Genomic DNA, 20,485 nt, shown 5'->3' on the forward strand with positions numbered 1-20,485 from the left:
GGCGCCCGCAGCAGCGGGCGTCGGTTTAGCACGACCGTTCACAAAAATTCTTTTTGCGCTACACTCGTCAAACGCCCTGATTCAGCATGAAGGTCCTCGATTTACAGTGCCCGCATGGTCATCGGTTCGAAGGCTGGTTCGCTTCCGCCGATGAATTCGAAGCGCAGTTGTCTCGCAAGCTGGTCGAATGTCCGGTATGCGGGGCGACCGAGGTCAGCCGCATGCCGTCCGCGCCGCGCCTGAACCTGTCCGGCGCGACGCAGGCGAAGCCGGCCGATCCGCGCGCGTTGCAGGCGCAGGTGATGCGCGCATTGCGCGAGGTGCTGGAGAAGACCGAGAACGTGGGCGAGCGCTTCGCCGAGGAAGCGCGGCGCATCCATTACAACGAAGCGCCGGTGCGCAGCATTCGGGGCGTCACGACGCCCGAGGACGCGCAAGCCTTGGTCGAAGAAGGCATCGACGTGATGCCGCTGCCGATTCCCGGCGCGTTGAAGGAAACGCTGCAATAACGTGCGCGGCGTGTCCTCGCGGGGCCGATCGGCCGCGGCGAGGAGACTTTTCGCATGGATCTGGATTATTCCCCCGCCGACGACGCGTTCCGCGCCGACATTCGCGCCTGGCTCGAGGCGAACCTGCCTCACGCGCTGCGCGCCAAGGTTCTCGATCACAAACGACTCAATCGCGAAGACTACGCGAGCTGGCACCGGATTCTCGGCCAGCGCGGCTGGTCGGCGCCGGCCTGGCCGACCGAATACGGCGGGCCGGGCTGGAACGCGACCCAGCGGCACATCTGGGACGACGAATGCGCGCGGATCGGCGCGCCGACCGTGCTGCCGTTCGGCGTGTCGATGGTGGCCCCGGTGCTGATGAAATACGGCAGCGATGCGCAGAAACGCCGCTATCTGCCCCGCATCCTGGACGGCTCGGACTGGTGGTGCCAGGGCTATTCGGAGCCGGGCTCCGGCTCGGATCTCGCGTCGCTGCGCACGCGCGCGGAGCGCCAGGGCGACCATTACGTCGTCAACGGACAGAAGACCTGGACGACGCTCGGCCAGCACGCCGACATGATGTTCTGCCTCGTGCGCACCGATCCGGCCGCAAAGAAGCAGGAAGGCATCTCGTTCCTGCTGATCGACATGAAGACGCCCGGCATTACCGTGCGGCCGATCATCACGCTCGACGAGGATCACGAAGTCAACGAGGTGTTCTTCGAGGACGTCAAGGTGCCGGTCGAGAACCTCGTCGGCGACGAGAACCGCGGCTGGACCTACGCGAAATACCTGCTCGGCCACGAACGGACGGGCATCGCGCGCGTCGGCAACTCGAAACGGGAGCTCGCGTTCCTGAAACGGATCGCGCTGAACCAGCGGAAGAACGGCAAGCCGCTGCTCGCCGATCCGGTGTTCGCCGCGAAGGTCGCGTCGCTCGAAGTCGAGCTGATGGCGCTCGAGGTGACGGTGCTGCGCGTCGTCAGCCGCGAGACGAGCGGCAAGGGGCCGGGTCCGGAAGCGTCGATGCTGAAGATCAAGGGCACCGAGGTGCAGCAGGCGCTCACCGAGCTGATGTTCGACGCGATCGGCCCGCAGGCGGCGCCGTTCGACGCGCCGTTCCTCGAAGGCGAGCGCGCGCGCAGCGTGGCGGGCGACGACGATGCCGCGCCGCTCGCCGCGTACTACTTCAACTTCCGCAAGACGTCGATCTACGGCGGCTCGAACGAAATTCAGAAGAACATCATCGCGCAGATGATTCTCGGACTGTGAGGAGCGGCACATGGACTTCACCTTTACCGACGAGCAGCAGCAATTCGCCGACGCGCTGCGTCGATATCTCGACGAGCAATACGGCTTCGAAACGCGCCAGGCGATCGTGCGCAGCGAAGCCGGCGTGTCGGACGCGCAATGGCAGGCATTCACGGAACTGGGGCTGACCGCGCTGCCGGTGCCGGACACGCAGGGCGGTTTCGGCGGGAGCGCGATCGACATGCTGGTCGCGCTGCAGGCGCTCGGCCGCGCGCTCGTCGTCGAGCCGTACTGGGCGACGGCGGTCGGCGTCGAGGCGTTGCGCGTTGCCGGTTCCGGCGCGGGCGAGGACGCCGCGTTGCTGGAAGGCGTCGCGCAAGGGCGGAAGCGTCTCGCGGTTGCGTTCCACGAGCCGCACGCGCGCTACGACCTGTTCGCGCTCGACACGCGCGCGAGCGGACCGGACGGCGCGCAGCGCCTGACCGGCATCAAGTCGATCGTGCAGCACGGCGCGCAGGCGGACGTGTGGATCGTGCCCGCGCGGCTCGACGATGGCGCGGTGGGCCTGTTTGCCGTCGAGCGCGGCGCAGCGGGCGCGGACGTCGTCGACTATCGGACGATCGACGGCCAGCGCGCGGCGACGATCCGGCTGCACGATACGCCCGCTCGCCGGCTGACGGGAGGCGAGCGCGATGCGGCGGCGCTCGAGCGGATCGCCGATTACGCGACCGTGCTGCTGTGCGCCGAGGCGGTCGGCGCGCTCGACGAACTGAACCGCGCAACCGTCGAATACACGAAGACGCGCGAGCAGTTCGGCGTGCCGATCGCGCGTTTCCAGGCGCTGCAGCACCGGATGGTCGACATGCTGATCCACGCGGAGCAGGCGCGTTCGCTGACCTATCTTGCCGCGGTGCGCTACGCGAGCGACGATTCCGATGCGCGGCGCAAGGCCGTGTCGGCCGCGAAGGCGCGCGTCGGGCAGGCCGCGCGCTTCGTCGGCCAGCAGGCGGTACAGTTGCACGGCGGGATGGGCGTGACCAACGAGGTGGCGGCCGCGCATCTGTTCAAGCGCCTGTCGATCATCGAGACGACGCTCGGCGACACGGATCACCATCTCGCCCGCATCGCGGCGCTGCCTGATTTCATGCAGGCCGATGCAGCATAGCGGCAAACACGGCGCGTGCGCGCGCAAACCAAGGAGAGACTAGAGTGGGTATCAGTTACGAAGATCTGGTGGTCGGCGCCACGACCGAAGTCGGGCGCTACACGTTCGAGGCGGACGACATCAAGACGTTCGCCGGGCGCTACGACCCGCAGCCGTTCCACATGGACGAGGCGGCGGCGGAAGCCTCGCCGTTCGGCGGGCTCGTCGCGAGCGGCTGGCATACCTGCTCGGTGTTCATGGGCATGCTGGTGCGCAACGTGCTGCCGGGTTCGACCAGCATGGGTTCGCCCGGCATCGACGAGATTCGCTGGCTGAAGCCGGTGCGCGTCGGCGACACGATCACGATGTACCAGAAGATCCACGACAAGCGCGTGTCGGCGAGCAAGCCCGATCGCGGCATCGTGACGACCGAGTGGATCGGCGTCAACGGCGGCGGCGAGACGGTGATCACCGTGCGTTCGAAGGTGATCTTCGGGCTGCGCGATCCGGCCGGAGCGAGCGCGTGACGGCGGCGGCCTTGCCGCTGATCGCGTCGGCGCAGGCGCTGACGGCGCGCGTCGGCGAAGCGCCGCTCGCAAGCGGATGGATCGTCGTCGACCAGCACCGCGTCGACGGGTTCGCCGACGCGACGGGCGATCATCAGTGGATTCACGTCGATCCCGAGCGTGCGCGACGCGAATCGCCGTTCGGCGGTCCGGTTGCGCACGGTTTCCTGACGCTGTCGCTGATCCCCGTGTTGATGACCGACGCGATGCGTTTCGAGCAGAAGATGGGCGTGAACTACGGACTGAACCGTGTGCGCTTCGTGAGGCCGGTGCCGGTCGACGCGCGCATCCGCGCGCTGTTTGCCGTGAAGGAAACTGCAGAGGTGGAGAAGGGCGGCATCCAGGCAACGTGGACCGTTTCGATGCAGGTCGAACGTCCCGAGACGCCGCGGCTCGTGTGTGCGGCCGAGTTCGTCACGCGGCACTATTTCTGAAGCGCCGGGGGGCTCGCGCATCGGGCGTCGCGCGATGTGCGGCCACATGCGCGATGCCCGGAACGTTCAGTGCTTCGCGTACTGCGTTGCGCCGAACAGCACCTCGCGCGCCTTGTCGTCCTGCAGCGCCTTGCGCAGCGACGCCAGCACCTCGACGCCGCGCTGCACCGCCGGCCGCGCGGCGATCGCCTCATGCCAGCGCTTCACGTTCGGGAATTCGTCGAGTTCGATCCCCTGGTTCTGCCACGAGCGCGTCCACGGGAACGTCGCGATGTCGGCGATCGTGTAGTCGTCGCCGGCGAGATACGCGGTTTCGCCGAGCCGCTTGTCCATCACGTTGTAGAGGCGGTGCGCTTCGTTCGTATAGCGGTTGACCGCGTAGTCGATCTTCTCCGGCGCGTAGAGGCGGAAGTGATGCGCCTGCCCGAGCATCGGGCCGATGCCGCCCATCTGGAACATCAGCCATTGCAGCGTCGCGTAGCGCGCGGCCGGGTCCGTCGGCAGGAACCGGCCGGTCTTTTCCGCGAGATAGATCAGGATCGCGCCCGATTCGAACAGCGCGATCGGCTTGCCGCCGGGGCCGTCCGCATCGACGATCGCCGGAATCTTGTTGTTCGGGCTGATCTTCAGGAAATCCGGCTGGAACTGGTCGCCCGCGCCGATATCGATCGGGTGCACACGATATTCGAGGCCGGTTTCCTCGAGCAGGATGTGCACCTTGTGGCCGTTCGGGGTCGCCCAGCTGTAGACGTCGATCATCGTCAACTCCTTCAATGCGTCCGCGATAGCGGCGCCGCCGGGGCGCCGCGACAGGCGGTCATTAGAGCACGGATCGACGCAGGCCGCCGGCGGCCGCCGCGCGCCGTTCGACGCAGCGTGCGAGCGCGAGTTGCGCGATCAGCGCTTGTAGCGGGCCGGGCGTTTGTCGAGAAACGCGGTGATGCCTTCGAGCGCATCCGCGTGATACAGCGACGCAACGAAATGGTCGCGTTCGGTGACGAGATGCGCGTCGAGCGGCTGAGCGGCCGCATCGTCGAGCAGCGCCTTGATGCGCGTCAGCGCGTTCGGCGAGATGTTCGAGAGCGCGTCGGCCCAGGCCAGCGCGTCGGCGAGTGCGGCGCCAGGCGTAGCGAGACGGTTGACGACGCCGAGCGCATGCAGGCGCTCGGCCGCGACGGGCTTGCCTTCGAACAGGATCTCGGCCGCGAGCGCGCGCGGCAGCGCGCGGGCGAGAAACCACGAGCCGCCGCCGTCCGGCGTCAGGCCGACGCGCGCGTACGACATCACGAACTTCGCATCGTGCGCGGCGACGATCAGGTCGCAGGCGAGCGCGAGCGAGAAGCCGGCGCCGGCCGCGGCCCCTTCGACCGCCGCGATGACGGGCTTCGTCGACGCGCGGATCGCGGCGACCCACGCACCGAGCAGGTCGATGCTGTCGGCCTGTTGGGATGGATCCTTCGAGCGGTTGTCGAGCAGCCGGTTCAGGTTGCCGCCCGCGCAGAAGAAGCGGTCGGCGCCGGTGAGCACGACCGCGCGAATCGCGGGATCGCGCTCGGCGGTGGCGAGCGCCTCGATGCCCGCCGCGTACATGTCGGGATGCAGCGCGTTGCGCGCGCCGGGATTGGATAGCGTAAGGACGAGCGTCGATTCGCTTTCGGGCGGGCGTGACGCCAGCAGTTCAGCACTCATGCGAGTGTGTCTCCATCGAGTGGCGCGGCTGTGGCGCCGCATGCGCTGCACGGGCAGACGATGATTTCGCGGCTGCGGAGGCGGCGAAGTCGTGACAGAATTGGAACTGCCTTAGACTAGCACGAACGTGCTTTTCAGCACGACGAATCTTGATACGCCGGGCATCGGCCCGGCCACATCCCCGCGGGGAAGGAGACTCCGATGCTACAGCTGTGCGGTATTCCGTTGTCCAACTACTACAACAAGGTGAAGTTCGTTTTGCTCGAGTACGGCATTCCGTTCGAGGAAGCGCCGTGCGGCCTGCCGATCAGCGATCCGGCCGTGCTCGCCGATACGCCGCTCGGCAAGATTCCGTTCCTGAAGACCGAACAGGGCGCGCTGTTCGAATCGCAGGTGATCATCGAATACCTGGCGGCGCGCTATCCGGACAAGCCGATTTTCCCGTCCGACCCGTTTGAGGCGGCGAAGGTGCGCGAGCTCGTCGAGACGCTCGAGCTGTATCTCGAATGGACCGCGCGCGAGGTCTATACGGAAGCGTTTTTCGGCGGGAAGGTCAGCGACGGGATGAAGGCGCACGTCGAGAAGCGCCTGCCGCGCGCGATCGACGCGTTCAAGACGATGACGCGCTTCTCGCCCTACGTGCTCGGCGATTCGTTCGGTCTCGCGGACATCGCCGCGTCGATCCACCTGCCGGTCATCGGCATGGCGACGAAGGCGGTCTACGGCCGCGATTTCCTGCTCGACGCGGGCATCGACTGGAAGGCACATGCGCAGAAGGTCGGCGAGCGCCCGGCCGCGCAACGCGTCGCCGAAGATCGCAAGGCGTATCTCGCGGCGGCGAACGGCAAGCTTCCTTGAGCGTCGCGTTCGCTTGACGCTGTCCTGCGCCGCGCAGGTTCGGGCGGCGCGGGCCGGCTTACAGCTTCGCGAGCCGTTCGAGCGCGGTGGCGAGCGTGCGCTCCTGCTTCGCGAAGCAGAAGCGCACGACGCCCGATTCATGCGGCGTGTGATAGAACGCCGACACCGGGATTGCCGCGACGCCGATTTCCGTCGTGAGCCACTTCGAGAATTCCGCTTCGGGCAGGTCGCTGATTGCCGAATAGTCGACGCACTGGAAGTACGTGCCCGAGCACGGCAGCAGCTTGAAGCGCGTGCGTTCGAGCCCGGCGCGGAAGAAGTCGCGCTTGTTCTGGTAGAAGCCGGCGAGCGTCAGGTACGGCGCCGGGTCGCGCAGGTAGTCGGCGAGCCCGAACTGCATCGGCGTATTCACCGTGAACACGTTGAACTGATGGACCTTGCGGAACTCCGCGCTGAGCGCGGCGGGCGCGGCCACGTAGCCGATCTTCCAGCCCGTCACGTGATAGGTCTTGCCGAAGCTGGACACGATGAAGCTGCGCGCGGCCAGTTCCGGATAGCGCGCGACGCTTTCGTGGCGCGCGCCGTCGTACACCATGTGCTCGTACACCTCGTCCGACAGGATCAGCAGGTTCGTGCCGCGCACGATCTCCTCGAGCTTGCGCATGTCCGCTTCGCGCCACACGGTGCCGGTCGGGTTGTGCGGCGTGTTGATCAGGATCATCCGCGTCTTCGGCGTGATTGCGGCCGCGAGGCGGTCGAACGGGATCGCGTAGTCCGGCGCTTCCAGCGTGACGAATACCGGCTTGCCGCCCGCGAGTTCGATCGACGGCAGGTAGCTGTCGTAGGTCGGCTCGACGACGATCACCTCGTCGCCCGGGTGCACCGCGCACAGGATCGCGGTGAGCAGCGCCTGCGTCGCGCCGGCCGTCACCGTGATCTCGGTCGCCGGATCGTAGCGGCGGCCGTACACCTGCGCGATCTTGTCGGCGATCGCTTCGCGCAGCGGCGCGACGCCGGCCATCGGCGGATACTGGTTGTGGCCGTCGCGCATCGCGGCGGCGACTGCGTCGACGATCCGCGGGTCGCAATCGAAGTCCGGGAAGCCCTGGCCGAGGTTGACGGCGCCTTTTTCGGCGGCAAGCGCGCTCATGACCGTGAAGATCGTCGTGCCGACGTTCGGCAGACGCGAGGGGAAAACGGGAGTCGTTGGCATGTCGGAAGGAGCGTTCATCGGTGGCTGTCGGAAGTGAAGGGCGCCGGCGGCTCAGGCCGCCGTGGCCGCGTCGGCAATCGCGACGTCGAGCGTGCACGCGTCGGTGAACGGCGCGGGCTGGGCGATCCGGAAGCCGAAGTCGCGCGCGGTGCGCTTCGCGAGCTTGAGCAGCGCCCGGTCCTTCGACACGAGCCACTCGGCTTGCGCGGCGCGCGCCAGTTCGAGAAACTTCTGATCGTCGCGATCCTTGCATTTCGGCAGCGGCGGCGCGTCGGCGGCGACCGGCGGCGGTTCGACCCTTTGTGCGAGGCGGGCGACGGTCGCGAGCGCGGCCGCCTTGTCGACCGCGCGCGCCTGGAACTGCGGATAGTCGAGCACGTGCTCGAGTTCGTTCAGGCAGCGGCCGTCGATCAGCGCGACGAGCACGCCGCGCTCCAGTGCGGCCCGGATCGGGCGTGTGGCGGGATCGTCGAAGACGAGGATGTCGATCCAGACGTTCGAATCGAGCACGACGCGACAAGCGGCGCGCGGGGCGGGGGAGCTGGGCATTCGTTACAATCGGTGGTTTTCGTCTGACCGCACGGCACGGCGTGCCAGCGAGCCTCTATGATAATCGTTCTCTCCCCCGCGAAATCCCTCGACTACGACACCCCTGCCCATGTCGCGACCTATACCGAGCCTGCGTTCGTCGACGACGCGTCGGAGCTGATCGACGGGCTGCGCAAGCTGTCGCCGCAGGACATCGCGACGCTGATGGACATCTCCGATCCGCTCGCGCGCCTGAACTTCCAGCGCTACGCGGACTGGTCGCCGACGTTCTCGCCCGCGAACGCGAAGCAGGCGGTGCTCGCGTTCAACGGCGACGTGTACGAAGGCTTCGACGCGAAGTCGCTGTCGGCGGCGGACCTCGATTACGCGCAGCAGCACGTGCGCGTGCTGTCGGGACTGTACGGGCTGCTGCGCCCGCTCGACCTGCTGCAGCCGTACCGGCTCGAGATGGGCACGCGCTTCGCGAACGGGCGCGGCAAGGATCTCTATGCGTTCTGGGGCGACCGGATCACCCGCGCGTTGAACGCGCAGCTGGAAACGCGCAGCGGTGCGTCGCGGGTGCTGATCAACTGCGCGTCGACCGAGTATTTCAAGTCGGTCAAGCCGAAGCTGCTGGCCGCGCCGGTCGTCACGCCGGTGTTCGAAGACTGGAAGGGCGGCCGCTACAAGATCATCAGCTTCCACGCGAAGCGCGCGCGGGGCCTGATGGCCCGTTATGTCGTCGAGAACCGGATCGCCGAACCGCAGGCGCTGAGGGATTTCGCGGTGGAAGGCTATGCGTTCGACGAAGCCGCATCGAACGATTCGACTTACGTATATCGCCGGCGAGTCGGCGAGTGACCTGCGGGCGGTTCACGAGACCGCCGGCGCAGCTTTGCATGGGACAGGAGAGACGATGACCCTTTCGATCACCAGTAATTTCGACGCCGGCGCGATCGACGTCGTGTCGTGCGAGCGGCCGGACGCGATCCGTCTGCGCGTGCGCGGCGACAATCAGGCGGAATTCGCGCAGTGGTTCTACTACCGCGTGACGGGCGTGCGCGGCGAGCGGTGCGTGATGACGTTCGAGAACGCCGCCGAATGCGCGTATCCGTCGGGCTGGCGCAACTACAGCGCGGTCGCGAGCTACGACCGGGTCGACTGGTTCCGCGTGCCGACGACGTTCGACGGCAAGACGATGACGATCGACCATACGCCCGAGTTCGACAGCATCTATTACGCGTATTTCGAGCCGTACTCGGAAGAGCGTCATGCGGCGTTTCTCGGCGCGGTCCAGCAATTGCCGCAGGCGAGCGTGACCGAGCTCGGCCGGAGCGTCGAAGGGCGGCCGATGTCGCTGCTGACGCTCGGCGCGCCGGACACGGAGGGCGCGCCGAAGAAGAAGGTGTGGATCATTGCGCGCCAGCACCCGGGCGAGACGATGGCCGAGTGGTTCGTCGAGGGGCTCGTCAAGCGTCTTGCCGGTTGGGGCGACTGGGCGGGCGATCCGGTCGCGCGCAGGCTTTACGACCGTGCGACGTTCTACATCGTGCCGAACATGAATCCCGACGGCAGCGCGCACGGCAACCTGCGGACCAACGCCGCCGGCGCGAACCTGAATCGCGAATGGATGGAGCCGGATGCCGCGCGCAGCCCCGAGGTGCTGGTCGTGCGCGAAGCGATTCACGCGACCGGCTGCGATCTGTTCTTCGACATCCACGGCGACGAGGATCTGCCGTACGTGTTCGTCGCGGGCTCGGAAATGCTGCCGAGCTTCACCGAGCAGCAGGGGATCGAGCAGACGGCGTTCATCGACGCGTTCAAGGTGGCGAGCCCGGACTTCCAGGACGAGCACGGCTACGCGGCGAGCAAGTACAAGGAGGATGCGCTCAAGCTCGCGTCGAAGTACATCGGGCACCAGTTCGGATGCCTGTCGCTGACGCTCGAGATGCCGTTCAAGGACAACGCGAACCTGCCCGACGAGCGCGTCGGCTGGAACGGCGAACGCAGCGCGGCGCTCGGCGCGGCGATGCTGGCCGCGATCCTGCGACACATCGAGACGTTCGCGTAAGCGCATGTTCGGCGGGGCAAGAAGAAAGCCGGGACATCACTGGATGTCCCGGCTTTTTTTCGTCTGCCGTCGTCGTCCCGTCGTGTCAGGACTTCTTCGCCGTTGACTTCTTCTTCACGGCTTTCTTCTGGGGCGTGGATCGCTTCGTTGCCGAAGCCTTCTTGGCGGTGCGGCCGGACGCTTTCGCCTTGGTCTTGCCCTTCGCCGACTTGCCCTTGAAGCTCTTCTTCGACGGCGCAGGCCGTTCGGCACGCGGCTTGAGCGGCGGAACCGGATCGTTCCAGCTGAACGCGAGCATCTGCTGGCCGACATAGCCGCAACGGAATTTCAGCGGCGTCGAGTCGCTGCCGTCGTTGTGAATGCCGAGCCCGTCGACGGTGACGATGTTGTCGACCTTGACGCGCTGCTTGCCCTGGTCGAACGCGTCGTTCCACGGCGTGATCGTCGCGTTGCCGCTGTCGAACGCACTGGGCGGGAATTCGACGCGATCGAAGGCCGACGACGTGCTGGCGATGAAGCTGCCGTGGGCCGCGCAGTCCGCGACGAGCGGATCGGCGTGCATCTCGTTGACGAACTTGTTGATCAGTTCGGAACGCTGGTCGAGGAGGTCGGCAAAGACCGGCGCCGGAAGTGCAAGCGACAGACCCGCGACACAGGCTGCCAGCTTGCCGAACGCTCTGAGAATTCGGAGCGGGGCGGGTGAACTGTCCATCTGGTTATTGGTGAGGAGCAAATGAGACATCGAGCACGTATAGATGCTCGATGAAGAACCGGAGTTCAATCTTAGCGTAAAAAAGTCGCGTGAAAGTAGACGTGGCGCTCTCCTGCTTCGAGGAAGCGTCGCGTCGACGCAAGAACCCGCAGGATTGTTGCCGCCGGCGCGCGCTTACGCGCGCGGGCCGCCGAGACGATAGCGCCGGACGTCGAAAGTCGTGACCCAGGCAGGGCGATAGACGGCGATGAGAGCTGTCGCCATGCCGGTGAACCATGCTTCGCCGAGCGCGAGCAAGGCCGTGTTCCACAGATAGCCGGACGGAATGACGATGGCGGTGCCGTCCGCGAGTGCGAGCTGGACGCCGGCCGCTGCAGCGGCGACCGCGACGATCGTGATGGCGGGCGACAGAAACCCCTGGCCCGTAATGAACGACGAAAGGTTGTGCGGCAGCCACGCGAGCGCCGCGCGCTGCAGCAACGACGATACCGCGACGGGCCATGCGCCGTAGATCAGGTAGGTCAGGCCGATTCCGTGCCACGGCGCGTCGAAGATGATCGCGGCGACTACCGTCACGACCCCCATCGCGATCAGCGCGAGTGTCCAGTCGAATAATGTGACGAGCAGCGTCGCGCCGAGCAGGTGCATGACGAGTCCGTCTTCGAGCCAGGCGTTCGACGCCCAGAGCACCGTGATCGCCGTGATGAGCGCGAGCCATACGTGCTGGAGCGTCGCATCCTGGAGACGGACGAACGGGCGCTTCCAGATCGCCAGCGCGAGCAGAGCCGCGGCGGCGATCCAGCCACCGACGCCAAGCCATAGCGGAAGCGGTGTGAAGAGAAAACCCATGCGTCCATATTACTCGTTGAACATCGAACATGGGAATCTGCTCGCACGTCGATCGTCGCGATCGCGATACGGTCAGCCCTGGCGATCGCGGCGGAACCGGGCGGGCGGTTCGGCGGCGTGGAGCGTCTTCTGCATGCCGTCGTTCACTGCCGGCGACGGGTACTTGTGTTTGTCGTGTTTGTCGTGCTTGTCGCGCACGGCGCGCAGCGACACCGGGCCGCGCTCGCCCAGCACCGGCCTGCGCGCGCCGTCGCGGCTCGACAACAGGACTTCGAGGTGCGGAGACAGCCAGCCGTTGTAGATCGCAACCGCGGCGGCGCGATTGGTCGCGCCAAGTTGCTGGAAAATGCTCGCGAGGTGGATCTTCACAGTGCCTTCGCTGATGCCGAGCGTGCGCGCGATCATTTTGTTGGTGTTGCCCATGTGGACGAAACGCATGATCTGCGCTTGCCGCGGCGACAGCACGCGGGTGGCCGAACGGCGGGGAATCGACCCGGCGAGTTCCTGGACGTGCGCTTCGTGACGGGTCACGAGCAGCGAAGGCAGGAGGTTGAGAGCGATCGGCGGGATGTAGTGGCCGCCGAGCAGCACCATTTCGAATGCGCGGACGATCAGGTGCGGCCGTGTCGAGCGAGGGATCACGCCGGCGACGCCGCAGTTGAAGAGGCCGCGGACGGTTTCGGGCGTGGCGTCGTCGATCAGGACCGCGGCAGGCGAAGGCGAACAGGCGTTGCAGAGCGCCTGAAGCTCGCTGAGCCGACCGACGTCCTGCCAGTCGATTGCGACCAGGTCGAAACGCTCGTTGCGCAACAGCCGGCGCGCCTGGAAACCGTCAGGCGCGTCGTTGTATGCGGCGTGACGGTCGATCTGCCGTAATAGGGCCTTCAGTCCGTCACGTCGCTCCGCGTCTGAATTGAGAACCAGGAACCGCATAGTCTGACCTCCGTAAGGTTGTAAGTCGCACCGAGCTGCTGGTGTCATGTCTCGAGCTCGATCATGACAAACACCTTACATGATGTCTGCTTGGCCGAATGGCTTAGGAAAAGTCAGAAATTTTTTTAGGACAAGAAAAAAGCCGCTCCGGTGACAACCGGGGGCGGCTTTCGACGAGCCGGCCGTTCGGGAGGCGCGACGGGTTCAGTGGAAGTGCGGCTGCGCGGGCGACGCGTCTTCCGGCATTTCGGCGTGAACGATCTCCCCGAGCGGGTCGGAGTACAGCGGTACGCCGCAGTCGTCGCAGTACTCCGGTTCGAAGCGGCCCGCGTGCCGGCGAACGTCGGTCACGCCGCATTCCTTCAGCAGGCTGACGATTTCCTCGAGCGGCCCGTCGATCGGCATGTCGCCTTCGAGCGCGCCGTTATCGGTCGCCACATCCCCATTCTCGCGGCCGTAGAGCGGCCAGACGACGCCGTAGATCACGTCGTTGTTGCCGCGGCGCGTGAAGCCGATTCGATATTCGTCGACACGACGTTCGCCGAAGCCGGCGACCACCGCGCGCAGCTCCTGCGGCGCTGCACCAAGTGTGTCAAAAAGATAACGAATAGCCGTTCGGACCGTGTGCGGACGAATTCTTTCGTCGGCATCGCGGCAGGCCGAATAGTACGCGTCCGGAAGCAGGCATTCGAATTCGCATCCGGGCAGGGCGATTGCGAGGTTCGGGCCGCCTTGTGCAGTCCATTGCTCGAGGCATTGGCCGCGTTCGATCCGGGAGCCGTGCTCTTCTTCTTGCCAGCGGAACAGCGGGGCGCCCGCCGGGGCGGCCACGACGGCAAGCAGGAAACGCGGATCGGCCAGGATCGGAGAAGTCTCGGGCAGGTCGCCGAAGTTGAGCTTGGCGGCGTGCTGGCCGAGCGCGGCATGCGCGAGTTGCTGGGCGAGGCGGTAGGTTTCGACGTGATGCCGCGGCAACTGGTCGATGCTGTAGAGGAACGGGGCAAGCCCGACGAGCGTGCCGTTGGCGAGGACGTGCGCCTGCAGATGCGTGCGCAGGGCCTCGGCGGTGTCCGTCTTCAGCGGACCCGACGGGATCACGTAGCGCGTCCACGCCAGCACGGGCACCGCGATCAGCAGCGCATCGTGCGGCTGGCCGTCGTGTTCGATCACCATCGACTCGCTGTGGGTCTCGGCCATGTCGGCAAGCGCGCCGTATGCATCCGGATGGTTCTGCTGGAGATGGTCGAGGGCCGCGTCGAGCGTGGTCTGGTTGCCGTTGCGAACGATCTTGGCGAGCAGCGCGTCGAGCTTCGCTTCCCAGAAGCGATCTTCGATGCGGCTGCCGGAGGCGAAGAGCGCAAGCGACAGGCCGACCAGTTTGTCGGCATCGGGAGGAAGACGTTTGGCGATTCGCTGGCGCATATTAAATTCGTATAGAAAGGGGCGAAGAACCTCATATTCTAGTCCGTTCTGTGCACAGTAAGCGGTCTCGCGCTGCGGCATCGAGTGTGCCCGAATCAGGGGCTATGTAAAAAACTGCTTCGAACCCCTTGCGCAGAACGTGAGACGTGCCTAGAATCACGCCTCTTTCGCGCTGACGGCAACGCGGCGCGGAAGGGGGAAGCGAGGTAGAGCGGGTGTGGTGGTTACGCGCCGGCGCTGCCGAGGAAGATGAACCCCGCAGTCGCAACGAAGTTTGTAAAAAAGTTGTTGACGAACTGCGAAACAGTGTTCATAATCTCGCTTCTCTGCTGCTGACAACGCAGCGCTGCTGAGAAAGACGGTTTTCTCGCAGAAACGTTCTTTAAAAATTAACAGCCGATAAGTGTGGGCGCTTGATGACAGCGAGCCGATCGTCAGATCGGATTAGCAAAAGTATCAAGAGTCTCACACTAAAGTAAGTCAGGTTTATGAAGCAATTCATATACCTGTCAGCTTTGAGTGAGCGACCGGTTCTACGGAACCGAAAACAGTAACAGGTTTGAACTGAAGAGTTTGATCCTGGCTCAGATTGAACGCTGGCGGCATGCCTTACACATGCAAGTCGAACGGCAGCACGGGTGCTTGCACCTGGTGGCGAGTGGCGAACGGGTGAGTAATACATCGGAACATGTCCTGTAGTGGGGGATAGCCCGGCGAAAGCCGGATTAATACCGCATACGATCTACGGATGAAAGCGGGGGACCTTCGGGCCTCGCGCTATAGGGTTGGCCGATGGCTGATTAGCTAGTTGGTGGGGTAAAGGCCTACCAAGGCGACGATCAGTAGCTGGTCTGAGAGGACGACCAGCCACACTGGGACTGAGACACGGCCCAGACTCCTACGGGAGGCAGCAGTGGGGAATTTTGGACAATGGGCGAAAGCCTGATCCAGCAATGCCGCGTGTGTGAAGAAGGCCTTCGGGTTGTAAAGCACTTTTGTCCGGAAAGAAATCCTTGGCCCTAATATGGCCGGGGGATGACGGTACCGGAAGAATAAGCACCGGCTAACTACGTGCCAGCAGCCGCGGTAATACGTAGGGTGCGAGCGTTAATCGGAATTACTGGGCGTAAAGCGTGCGCAGGCGGTTTGCTAAGACCGATGTGAAATCCCCGGGCTCAACCTGGGAACTGCATTGGTGACTGGCAGGCTAGAGTATGGCAGAGGGGGGTAGAATTCCACGTGTAGCAGTGAAATGCGTAGAGATGTGGAGGAATACCGATGGCGAAGGCAGCCCCCTGGGCCAATACTGACGCTCATGCACGAAAGCGTGGGGAGCAAACAGGATTAGATACCCTGGTAGTCCACGCCCTAAACGATGTCAACTAGTTGTTGGGGATTCATTTCCTTAGTAACGTAGCTAACGCGTGAAGTTGACCGCCTGGGGAGTACGGTCGCAAGATTAAAACTCAAAGGAATTGACGGGGACCCGCACAAGCGGTGGATGATGTGGATTAATTCGATGCAACGCGAAAAACCTTACCTACCCTTGACATGGTCGGAATCCTGAAGAGATTCGGGAGTGCTCGAAAGAGAACCGGCGCACAGGTGCTGCATGGCTGTCGTCAGCTCGTGTCGTGAGATGTTGGGTTAAGTCCCGCAACGAGCGCAACCCTTGTCCTTAGTTGCTACGCAAGAGCACTCTAAGGAGACTGCCGGTGACAAACCGGAGGAAGGTGGGGATGACGTCAAGTCCTCATGGCCCTTATGGGTAGGGCTTCACACGTCATACAATGGTCGGAACAGAGGGTCGCCAACCCGCGAGGGGGAGCTAATCCCAGAAAACCGATCGTAGTCCGGATTGCACTCTGCAACTCGAGTGCATGAAGCTGGAATCGCTAGTAATCGCGGATCAGCATGCCGCGGTGAATACGTTCCCGGGTCTTGTACACACCGCCCGTCACACCATGGGAGTGGGTTTTACCAGAAGTGGCTAGTCTAACCGCAAGGAGGACGGTCACCACGGTAGGATTCATGACTGGGGTGAAGTCGTAACAAGGTAGCCGTATCGGAAGGTGCGGCTGGATCACCTCCTTTCCAGAGCTATCTCGCACAAGTTGAGCGCTCACGCTTATCGGCTGTAAATTAGGACAGACTCAGGGGTCTGTAGCTCAGTCGGTTAGAGCACCGTCTTGATAAGGCGGGGGTCGTTGGTTCGAATCCAACCAGACCCACCATTGTCTGACGTGGAAACCTGGGAAGTCTCTGTATGGGGGGCATAGCTCAGCTGGGAGAGCACCTGCTTTGCAAGCAGGGGGTCGTCGGTTCGATCCCGTCTGCCTCCACCAATCTTCAATGACAAGCGTTCGACTTGATCGAACGTTTGTCATTGGCGATTGAGCCAGTCAGAGTGATATGAGTAACACCATATCGGCTGTCGTTCTTTAACAATCTGGAAGAAGTAAGTAATTTGGATAGCGGAAGCGTCTTGAGATGGACGTGAAAACTATCCGGGTTGTGATTGTATCGATGTATCTCAAGATGATTCGAACTCTATGTTCGACTCAATTGGAATACGGCACAACGCGAGAACTCAACCTGTAACGAGACAGACTCGTTATAGGGTCAAGCGAACAAGTGCATGTGGTGGATGCCTTGGCGATCACAGGCGATGAAGGACGCGGTAGCCTGCGAAAAGCCCCGGGGAGCTGGCAAACAAGCTTTGATCCGGGGATGTCCGAATGGGGAAACCCACTCCTTATGGAGTATCCATGGCTGAATACATAGGCCATGTGAAGCGAACGCGGTGAACTGAAACATCTAAGTAACCGCAGGAAAAGAAATCAACCGAGATTCCCAAAGTAGTGGCGAGCGAAATGGGATGAGCCTTGCACTCTTTATTTGTATTGTTAGCCGAACGCTCTGGAAAGTGCGGCCATAGCAGGTGATAGCCCTGTAGGCGAAAACAGTATGAAAGAACTAGGTGTGCGACAAGTAGGGCGGGACACGTGAAATCCTGTCTGAAGATGGGGGGACCATCCTCCAAGGCTAAATACTCGTGATCGACCGATAGTGAACCAGTACCGTGAGGGAAAGGCGAAAAGAACCCCGGGAGGGGAGTGAAATAGATCCTGAAACCGCATGCATACAAACAGTCGGAGCCTCGTAAGGGGTGACGGCGTACCTTTTGTATAATGGGTCAGCGACTTACGTTCAGTAGCAAGCTTAACCGTATAGGGCAGGCGTAGCGAAAGCGAGTCCGAATAGGGCGTTCAGTTGCTGGGCGTAGACCCGAAACCAGGTGATCTATCCATGGCCAGGATGAAGGTGCGGTAACACGTACTGGAGGTCCGAACCCACTAACGTTGAAAAGTTAGGGGATGAGCTGTGGATAGGGGTGAAAGGCTAAACAAACCTGGAAATAGCTGGTTCTCTCCGAAAACTATTTAGGTAGTGCCTCGTGTCTCACCTTCGGGGGTAGAGCACTGTCATGGTTGGGGGGTCTATTGCAGATTACCCCGCCATAGCAAACTCCGAATACCGAAGAGTGCAATCACGGGAGACAGACATCGGGTGCTAACGTCCGGTGTCAAGAGGGAAACAACCCAGACCGCCAGCTAAGGTCCCCAAATATAGCTAAGTGGGAAACGAAGTGGGAAGGCTAAAACAGTCAGGAGGTTGGCTTAGAAGCAGCCACCCTTTAAAGAAAGCGTAATAGCTCACTGATCGAGTCGTCCTGCGCGGAAGATGTAACGGGGCTAAGCTATATACCGAAGCTGCGGATGCGAGCTAGTCTCGCATGGTAGGAGAGCGTTCCGTAAGCCTGCGAAGGTGCCTTGTAAAGGGTGCTGGAGGTATCGGAAGTGCGAATGCTGACATGAGTAGCGATAAAGGGGGTGAAAGGCCCCCTCGCCGTAAGCCCAAGGTTTCCTACGCAACGTTCATCGGCGTAGGGTGAGTCGGCCCCTAAGGCGAGGCAGAAATGCGTAGCTGATGGGAAGCAGGTCAATATTCCTGCACCATTGTTAGATGCGATGGGGGGACGGATCGCGGAAGGTTGTCCGGGTGTTGGAAGTCCCGGTCGCTGCATTGGAGAAGGCGCTTAGGCAAATCCGGGCGCAGGATTCAAGGGTGTGGCGCGAGCTTCTTAGGAAGCGAAGCAATTGGAAGTGGTTCCAAGAAAAGCCTCTAAGCTTCAGTCTAACGATGACCGTACCGCAAACCGACACAGGTGGGCGAGATGAGTATTCTAAGGCGCTTGAGAGAACTCGGGAGAAGGAACTCGGCAAATTGGTACCGTAACTTCGGGATAAGGTACGCCCTTGTAGCTTGACTGGCCAGCGCCAGGAGGGTGAAGGGGTTGCAATAAACTGGTGGCTGCGACTGTTTAATAAAAACACAGCACTCTGCAAACACGAAAGTGGACGTATAGGGTGTGACGCCTGCCCGGTGCCGGAAGATTAAATGATGGGGTGCAAGCTCTTGATTGAAGTCCCGGTAAACGGCGGCCGTAACTATAACGGTCCTAAGGTAGCGAAATTCCTTGTCGGGTAAGTTCCGACCTGCACGAATGGCGTAACGATGGCCACACTGTCTCCTCCCGAGACTCAGCGAAGTTGAAGTGTTTGTGATGATGCAATCTACCCGCGGCTAGACGGAAAGACCCCATGAACCTTTACTGTAGCTTTGCATTGGACTTTGAACCGATCTGTGTAGGATAGGTGGGAGGCTATGAAACCGGAACGCTAGTTTCGGTGGAGCCGTCCTTGAAATACCACCCTGGTTTGTTTGAGGTTCTAACCTTGGCCCGTGATCCGGGTCGGGGACAGTGCATGGTAGGCAGTTTGACTGGGGCGGTCTCCTCCCAAAGCGTAACGGAGGAGTACGAAGGTACGCTAGGTACGGTCGGAAATCGTGCTGATAGTGCAATGGCATAAGCGTGCTTAACTGCGAGACCGACAAGTCGAGCAGGTGCGAAAGCAGGTCATAGTGATCCGGTGGTTCTGTATGGAAGGGCCATCGCTCAACGGATAAAAGGTACTCTGGGGATAACAGGCTGATACCGCCCAAGAGTTCATATCGACGGCGGTGTTTGGCACCTCGATGTCGGCTCATCTCATCCTGGGGCTGTAGCCGGTCCCAAGGGTATGGCTGTTCGCCATTTAAAGAGGTACGTGAGCTGGGTTTAAAACGTCGTGAGACAGTTTGGTCCCTATCTGCCGTGGGCGTTGGATATTTGAAGGGGGCTGCTCCTAGTACGAGAGGACCGGAGTGGACGAACCTCTGGTGTACCGGTTGTGACGCCAGTCGCATCGCCGGGTAGCTATGTTCGGAAGAGATAACCGCTGAAAGCATCTAAGCGGGAAACTCGCCTTAAGATGAGATATCCCTGGGGACTAGATCCCCTTGAAGGGTCGTTCGAGACCAGGACGTTGATAGGTCAGGTGTGTAAGCGCAGTAATGCGTTCAGCTAACTGATACTAATTGCCCGTAAGGCTTGATCCTATAACAAGTCTGCCTTGTAGATCGGCGCCGTGCGAAAGCACTGGCCGCGATCCAAAGCGACATGTTGATTCTCGTGTGCGATACACACAACCTGATTACTGCTTCTTCCCAGATTGGTTCTGTTGGCCGAGCCAGCAGAACAACCCTCTTTGCCTGATGACCATAGCGAGTCGGTCCCACCCCTTCCCATCCCGAACAGGACCGTGAAACGACTCTACGCCGATGATAGTGCGGATTCCCGTGTGAAAGTAGGTAATCGTCAGGCTCCCCTTAGCCAAGAACCCCCGCCCATCAGGCGGGGGTTTTTGCATTTCCAGCGTCGGAAATGTATGCGATGGTCGAAGCCCTCTGCATCAAACCGATGCCGCCTGGAATGGACGGATTTCCCGGAGTCACACCGATGAAAAAACTCGTGCCGCTTCTGTTTTGCCTCTCCTTGCTCGGGTGTGCCGGCCAGCAGGAAGCGGGCTGTATCCGAGCGCCGTTCCAAGCGAAGTTCCAGGATGCAGATGGTGACGTCGGCCCGTTCGCCAACATGAAGTTCTCGTTGATCCGTGCATCCGATGGCGCCGTGGTCTACCACGGGACAACCGACGAGCAGGGCCGTGCCCGCTGGGATCATGCGTGCCGAGGGGAGCAGTACACGATTCGTCAGGACGGCCTCCTGGGCGAGTAAAGTAGTCGATCGAGCGACAAGCTTGCTCAACAGGCGCCTTCAGCTTCGAATCACGCGCGCTGATTGGCTGATGTCGGATCAAGAATCTATGCGCATAAACTGCATTTAACTGCACGCGCCGGCTGAGCAAAGGGCAGGCGCTTCAAGGT

The 20,485-nt window shown here is 62.4% G+C and carries 17 protein-coding genes, 2 tRNA genes and 3 rRNA genes; 14 read left to right on the plus strand and 8 right to left on the minus strand.

Annotated features, from left to right (window positions below):
• Positions 1–86 precede the first annotated feature (86 nt).
• Genes HWX31_RS21240 through HWX31_RS21260 form a run of 5 tightly spaced genes read left to right on the plus strand, consistent with a single transcriptional unit; the run spans position 87 to position 3,883 of the window.
• Positions 87–509 (plus strand): DUF1178 family protein, encoded by a 423-nt coding sequence (locus HWX31_RS21240; protein WP_059613088.1) that lies wholly within the window; start codon positions 87–89, stop codon positions 507–509.
• Between the two features lie 54 nt (positions 510–563).
• On the plus strand, positions 564–1,760 hold the full coding sequence (locus HWX31_RS21245; RefSeq protein ID WP_174965189.1) for an acyl-CoA dehydrogenase family protein: 1,197 nt from the start codon (positions 564–566) through the stop codon (positions 1,758–1,760).
• A 10-nt stretch (positions 1,761–1,770) separates the two neighbouring features.
• Positions 1,771–2,904: an acyl-CoA dehydrogenase family protein gene (locus HWX31_RS21250; protein ID WP_174965190.1), complete on the plus strand. Its 1,134-nt coding sequence runs from the start codon at positions 1,771–1,773 to the stop codon at positions 2,902–2,904.
• Between the two features lie 44 nt (positions 2,905–2,948).
• Entirely contained in the window at positions 2,949–3,410 is a 462-nt protein-coding gene (locus HWX31_RS21255) for a MaoC family dehydratase (RefSeq protein WP_010091210.1), read from the plus strand.
• The gene (locus HWX31_RS21260) at positions 3,407–3,883 is read left to right on the plus strand and encodes a MaoC family dehydratase (protein WP_174965191.1); all 477 of its coding nucleotides are present in this window, start codon (positions 3,407–3,409) and stop codon (positions 3,881–3,883) included. The genes HWX31_RS21255 and HWX31_RS21260 overlap by 4 nt, the downstream gene beginning before the upstream one ends.
• A 66-nt stretch (positions 3,884–3,949) precedes the next feature.
• Here the strand turns inward: HWX31_RS21260 and HWX31_RS21265 are convergent, their stop codons facing one another.
• Positions 3,950–4,642, minus strand: a complete 693-nt coding sequence (locus HWX31_RS21265; RefSeq protein WP_059537368.1) for a glutathione binding-like protein — start codon at positions 4,640–4,642, stop codon at positions 3,950–3,952.
• A 138-nt stretch (positions 4,643–4,780) separates the two neighbouring features.
• Positions 4,781–5,572 carry an oxepin-CoA hydrolase, alternative type gene (locus HWX31_RS21270; RefSeq protein WP_174965192.1) on the minus strand — a complete coding sequence of 264 codons (792 nt, stop codon included), beginning with the start codon at positions 5,570–5,572 and terminating at the stop codon, positions 4,781–4,783.
• Between the two features lie 201 nt (positions 5,573–5,773).
• On the opposite strand from HWX31_RS21270, the gene HWX31_RS21275 reads away from it, so the two are divergent.
• Positions 5,774–6,430, plus strand: coding sequence for a glutathione S-transferase family protein (locus HWX31_RS21275; protein WP_174965193.1), 657 nt, complete (start codon positions 5,774–5,776; stop codon positions 6,428–6,430).
• Positions 6,431–6,488: 58 nt separating this feature from the next.
• Here HWX31_RS21275 and HWX31_RS21280 read toward each other — a convergent pair whose 3' ends face one another.
• Together HWX31_RS21280 and HWX31_RS21285 are read right to left on the minus strand one after the other, a co-directional pair.
• Positions 6,489–7,661, minus strand: coding sequence for a pyridoxal phosphate-dependent aminotransferase (locus HWX31_RS21280; protein ID WP_174965194.1), 1,173 nt, complete (start codon positions 7,659–7,661; stop codon positions 6,489–6,491).
• A gap of 33 nt (positions 7,662–7,694) precedes the next feature.
• Complete coding sequence (locus HWX31_RS21285; protein ID WP_174965195.1) at positions 7,695–8,192, minus strand: putative toxin-antitoxin system toxin component, PIN family; 498 nt, start codon at positions 8,190–8,192, stop codon at positions 7,695–7,697.
• 57 nt (positions 8,193–8,249) lie between these two features.
• Between HWX31_RS21285 and yaaA the strand changes: the two genes are divergently transcribed.
• Both yaaA and HWX31_RS21295 read left to right on the plus strand, forming a co-directional pair.
• A complete protein-coding gene (gene yaaA, locus HWX31_RS21290; RefSeq protein WP_060032294.1) occupies positions 8,250–9,032 on the plus strand; it encodes a peroxide stress protein YaaA in 783 nt (260 codons plus the stop codon).
• Between the two features lie 55 nt (positions 9,033–9,087).
• Positions 9,088–10,242, plus strand: coding sequence for a M14 family metallopeptidase (locus tag HWX31_RS21295; protein ID WP_174965196.1), 1,155 nt, complete (start codon positions 9,088–9,090; stop codon positions 10,240–10,242).
• Positions 10,243–10,327: 85 nt separating this feature from the next.
• Here the strand turns inward: HWX31_RS21295 and HWX31_RS21300 are convergent, their stop codons facing one another.
• The 4 genes from HWX31_RS21300 to HWX31_RS21315 all read right to left on the minus strand — a co-directional run bounded on the left by HWX31_RS21300 (position 10,328) and on the right by HWX31_RS21315 (position 14,158).
• Complete coding sequence (locus HWX31_RS21300; RefSeq protein WP_174965197.1) at positions 10,328–10,984, minus strand: BspC domain-containing protein; 657 nt, start codon at positions 10,982–10,984, stop codon at positions 10,328–10,330.
• 144 nt (positions 10,985–11,128) lie between these two features.
• The gene (locus HWX31_RS21305) at positions 11,129–11,803 is read right to left on the minus strand and encodes an energy-coupling factor ABC transporter permease (protein WP_174965198.1); all 675 of its coding nucleotides are present in this window, start codon (positions 11,801–11,803) and stop codon (positions 11,129–11,131) included.
• A gap of 72 nt (positions 11,804–11,875) precedes the next feature.
• Positions 11,876–12,736, minus strand: coding sequence for a response regulator transcription factor (locus HWX31_RS21310; protein ID WP_174965199.1), 861 nt, complete (start codon positions 12,734–12,736; stop codon positions 11,876–11,878).
• Between the two features lie 204 nt (positions 12,737–12,940).
• The gene (locus HWX31_RS21315) at positions 12,941–14,158 is read right to left on the minus strand and encodes a DUF2863 family protein (protein ID WP_042585897.1); all 1,218 of its coding nucleotides are present in this window, start codon (positions 14,156–14,158) and stop codon (positions 12,941–12,943) included.
• Positions 14,159–14,719: 561 nt separating this feature from the next.
• On the opposite strand from HWX31_RS21315, the gene HWX31_RS21320 reads away from it, so the two are divergent.
• The 6 genes from HWX31_RS21320 to HWX31_RS21345 all read left to right on the plus strand — a co-directional run bounded on the left by HWX31_RS21320 (position 14,720) and on the right by HWX31_RS21345 (position 20,336).
• Positions 14,720–16,252, plus strand: a 16S ribosomal RNA gene (locus HWX31_RS21320).
• 63 nt (positions 16,253–16,315) lie between these two features.
• Positions 16,316–16,392 (plus strand) — tRNA-Ile (locus tag HWX31_RS21325).
• A 35-nt stretch (positions 16,393–16,427) separates the two neighbouring features.
• A tRNA-Ala gene (locus tag HWX31_RS21330) sits at positions 16,428–16,503 on the plus strand.
• Between the two features lie 275 nt (positions 16,504–16,778).
• A 23S ribosomal RNA gene (locus tag HWX31_RS21335) occupies positions 16,779–19,660 on the plus strand.
• A 152-nt stretch (positions 19,661–19,812) separates the two neighbouring features.
• Positions 19,813–19,925: ribosomal RNA gene (gene rrf / locus HWX31_RS21340) — 5S ribosomal RNA — on the plus strand.
• The 16S, 23S and 5S rRNA genes sit together here with 2 tRNA genes alongside, the layout of an rRNA operon.
• Positions 19,926–19,994: 69 nt before the next feature.
• The gene (locus HWX31_RS21345; RefSeq protein WP_174963898.1) at positions 19,995–20,336 is read left to right on the plus strand and encodes a hypothetical protein; all 342 of its coding nucleotides are present in this window, start codon (positions 19,995–19,997) and stop codon (positions 20,334–20,336) included.
• Positions 20,337–20,485 lie beyond the last annotated feature (149 nt).

This window comes from Burkholderia ubonensis, from assembly GCF_902833085.1.
GTDB classification, from domain to species: domain Bacteria; phylum Pseudomonadota; class Gammaproteobacteria; order Burkholderiales; family Burkholderiaceae; genus Burkholderia; species Burkholderia ubonensis.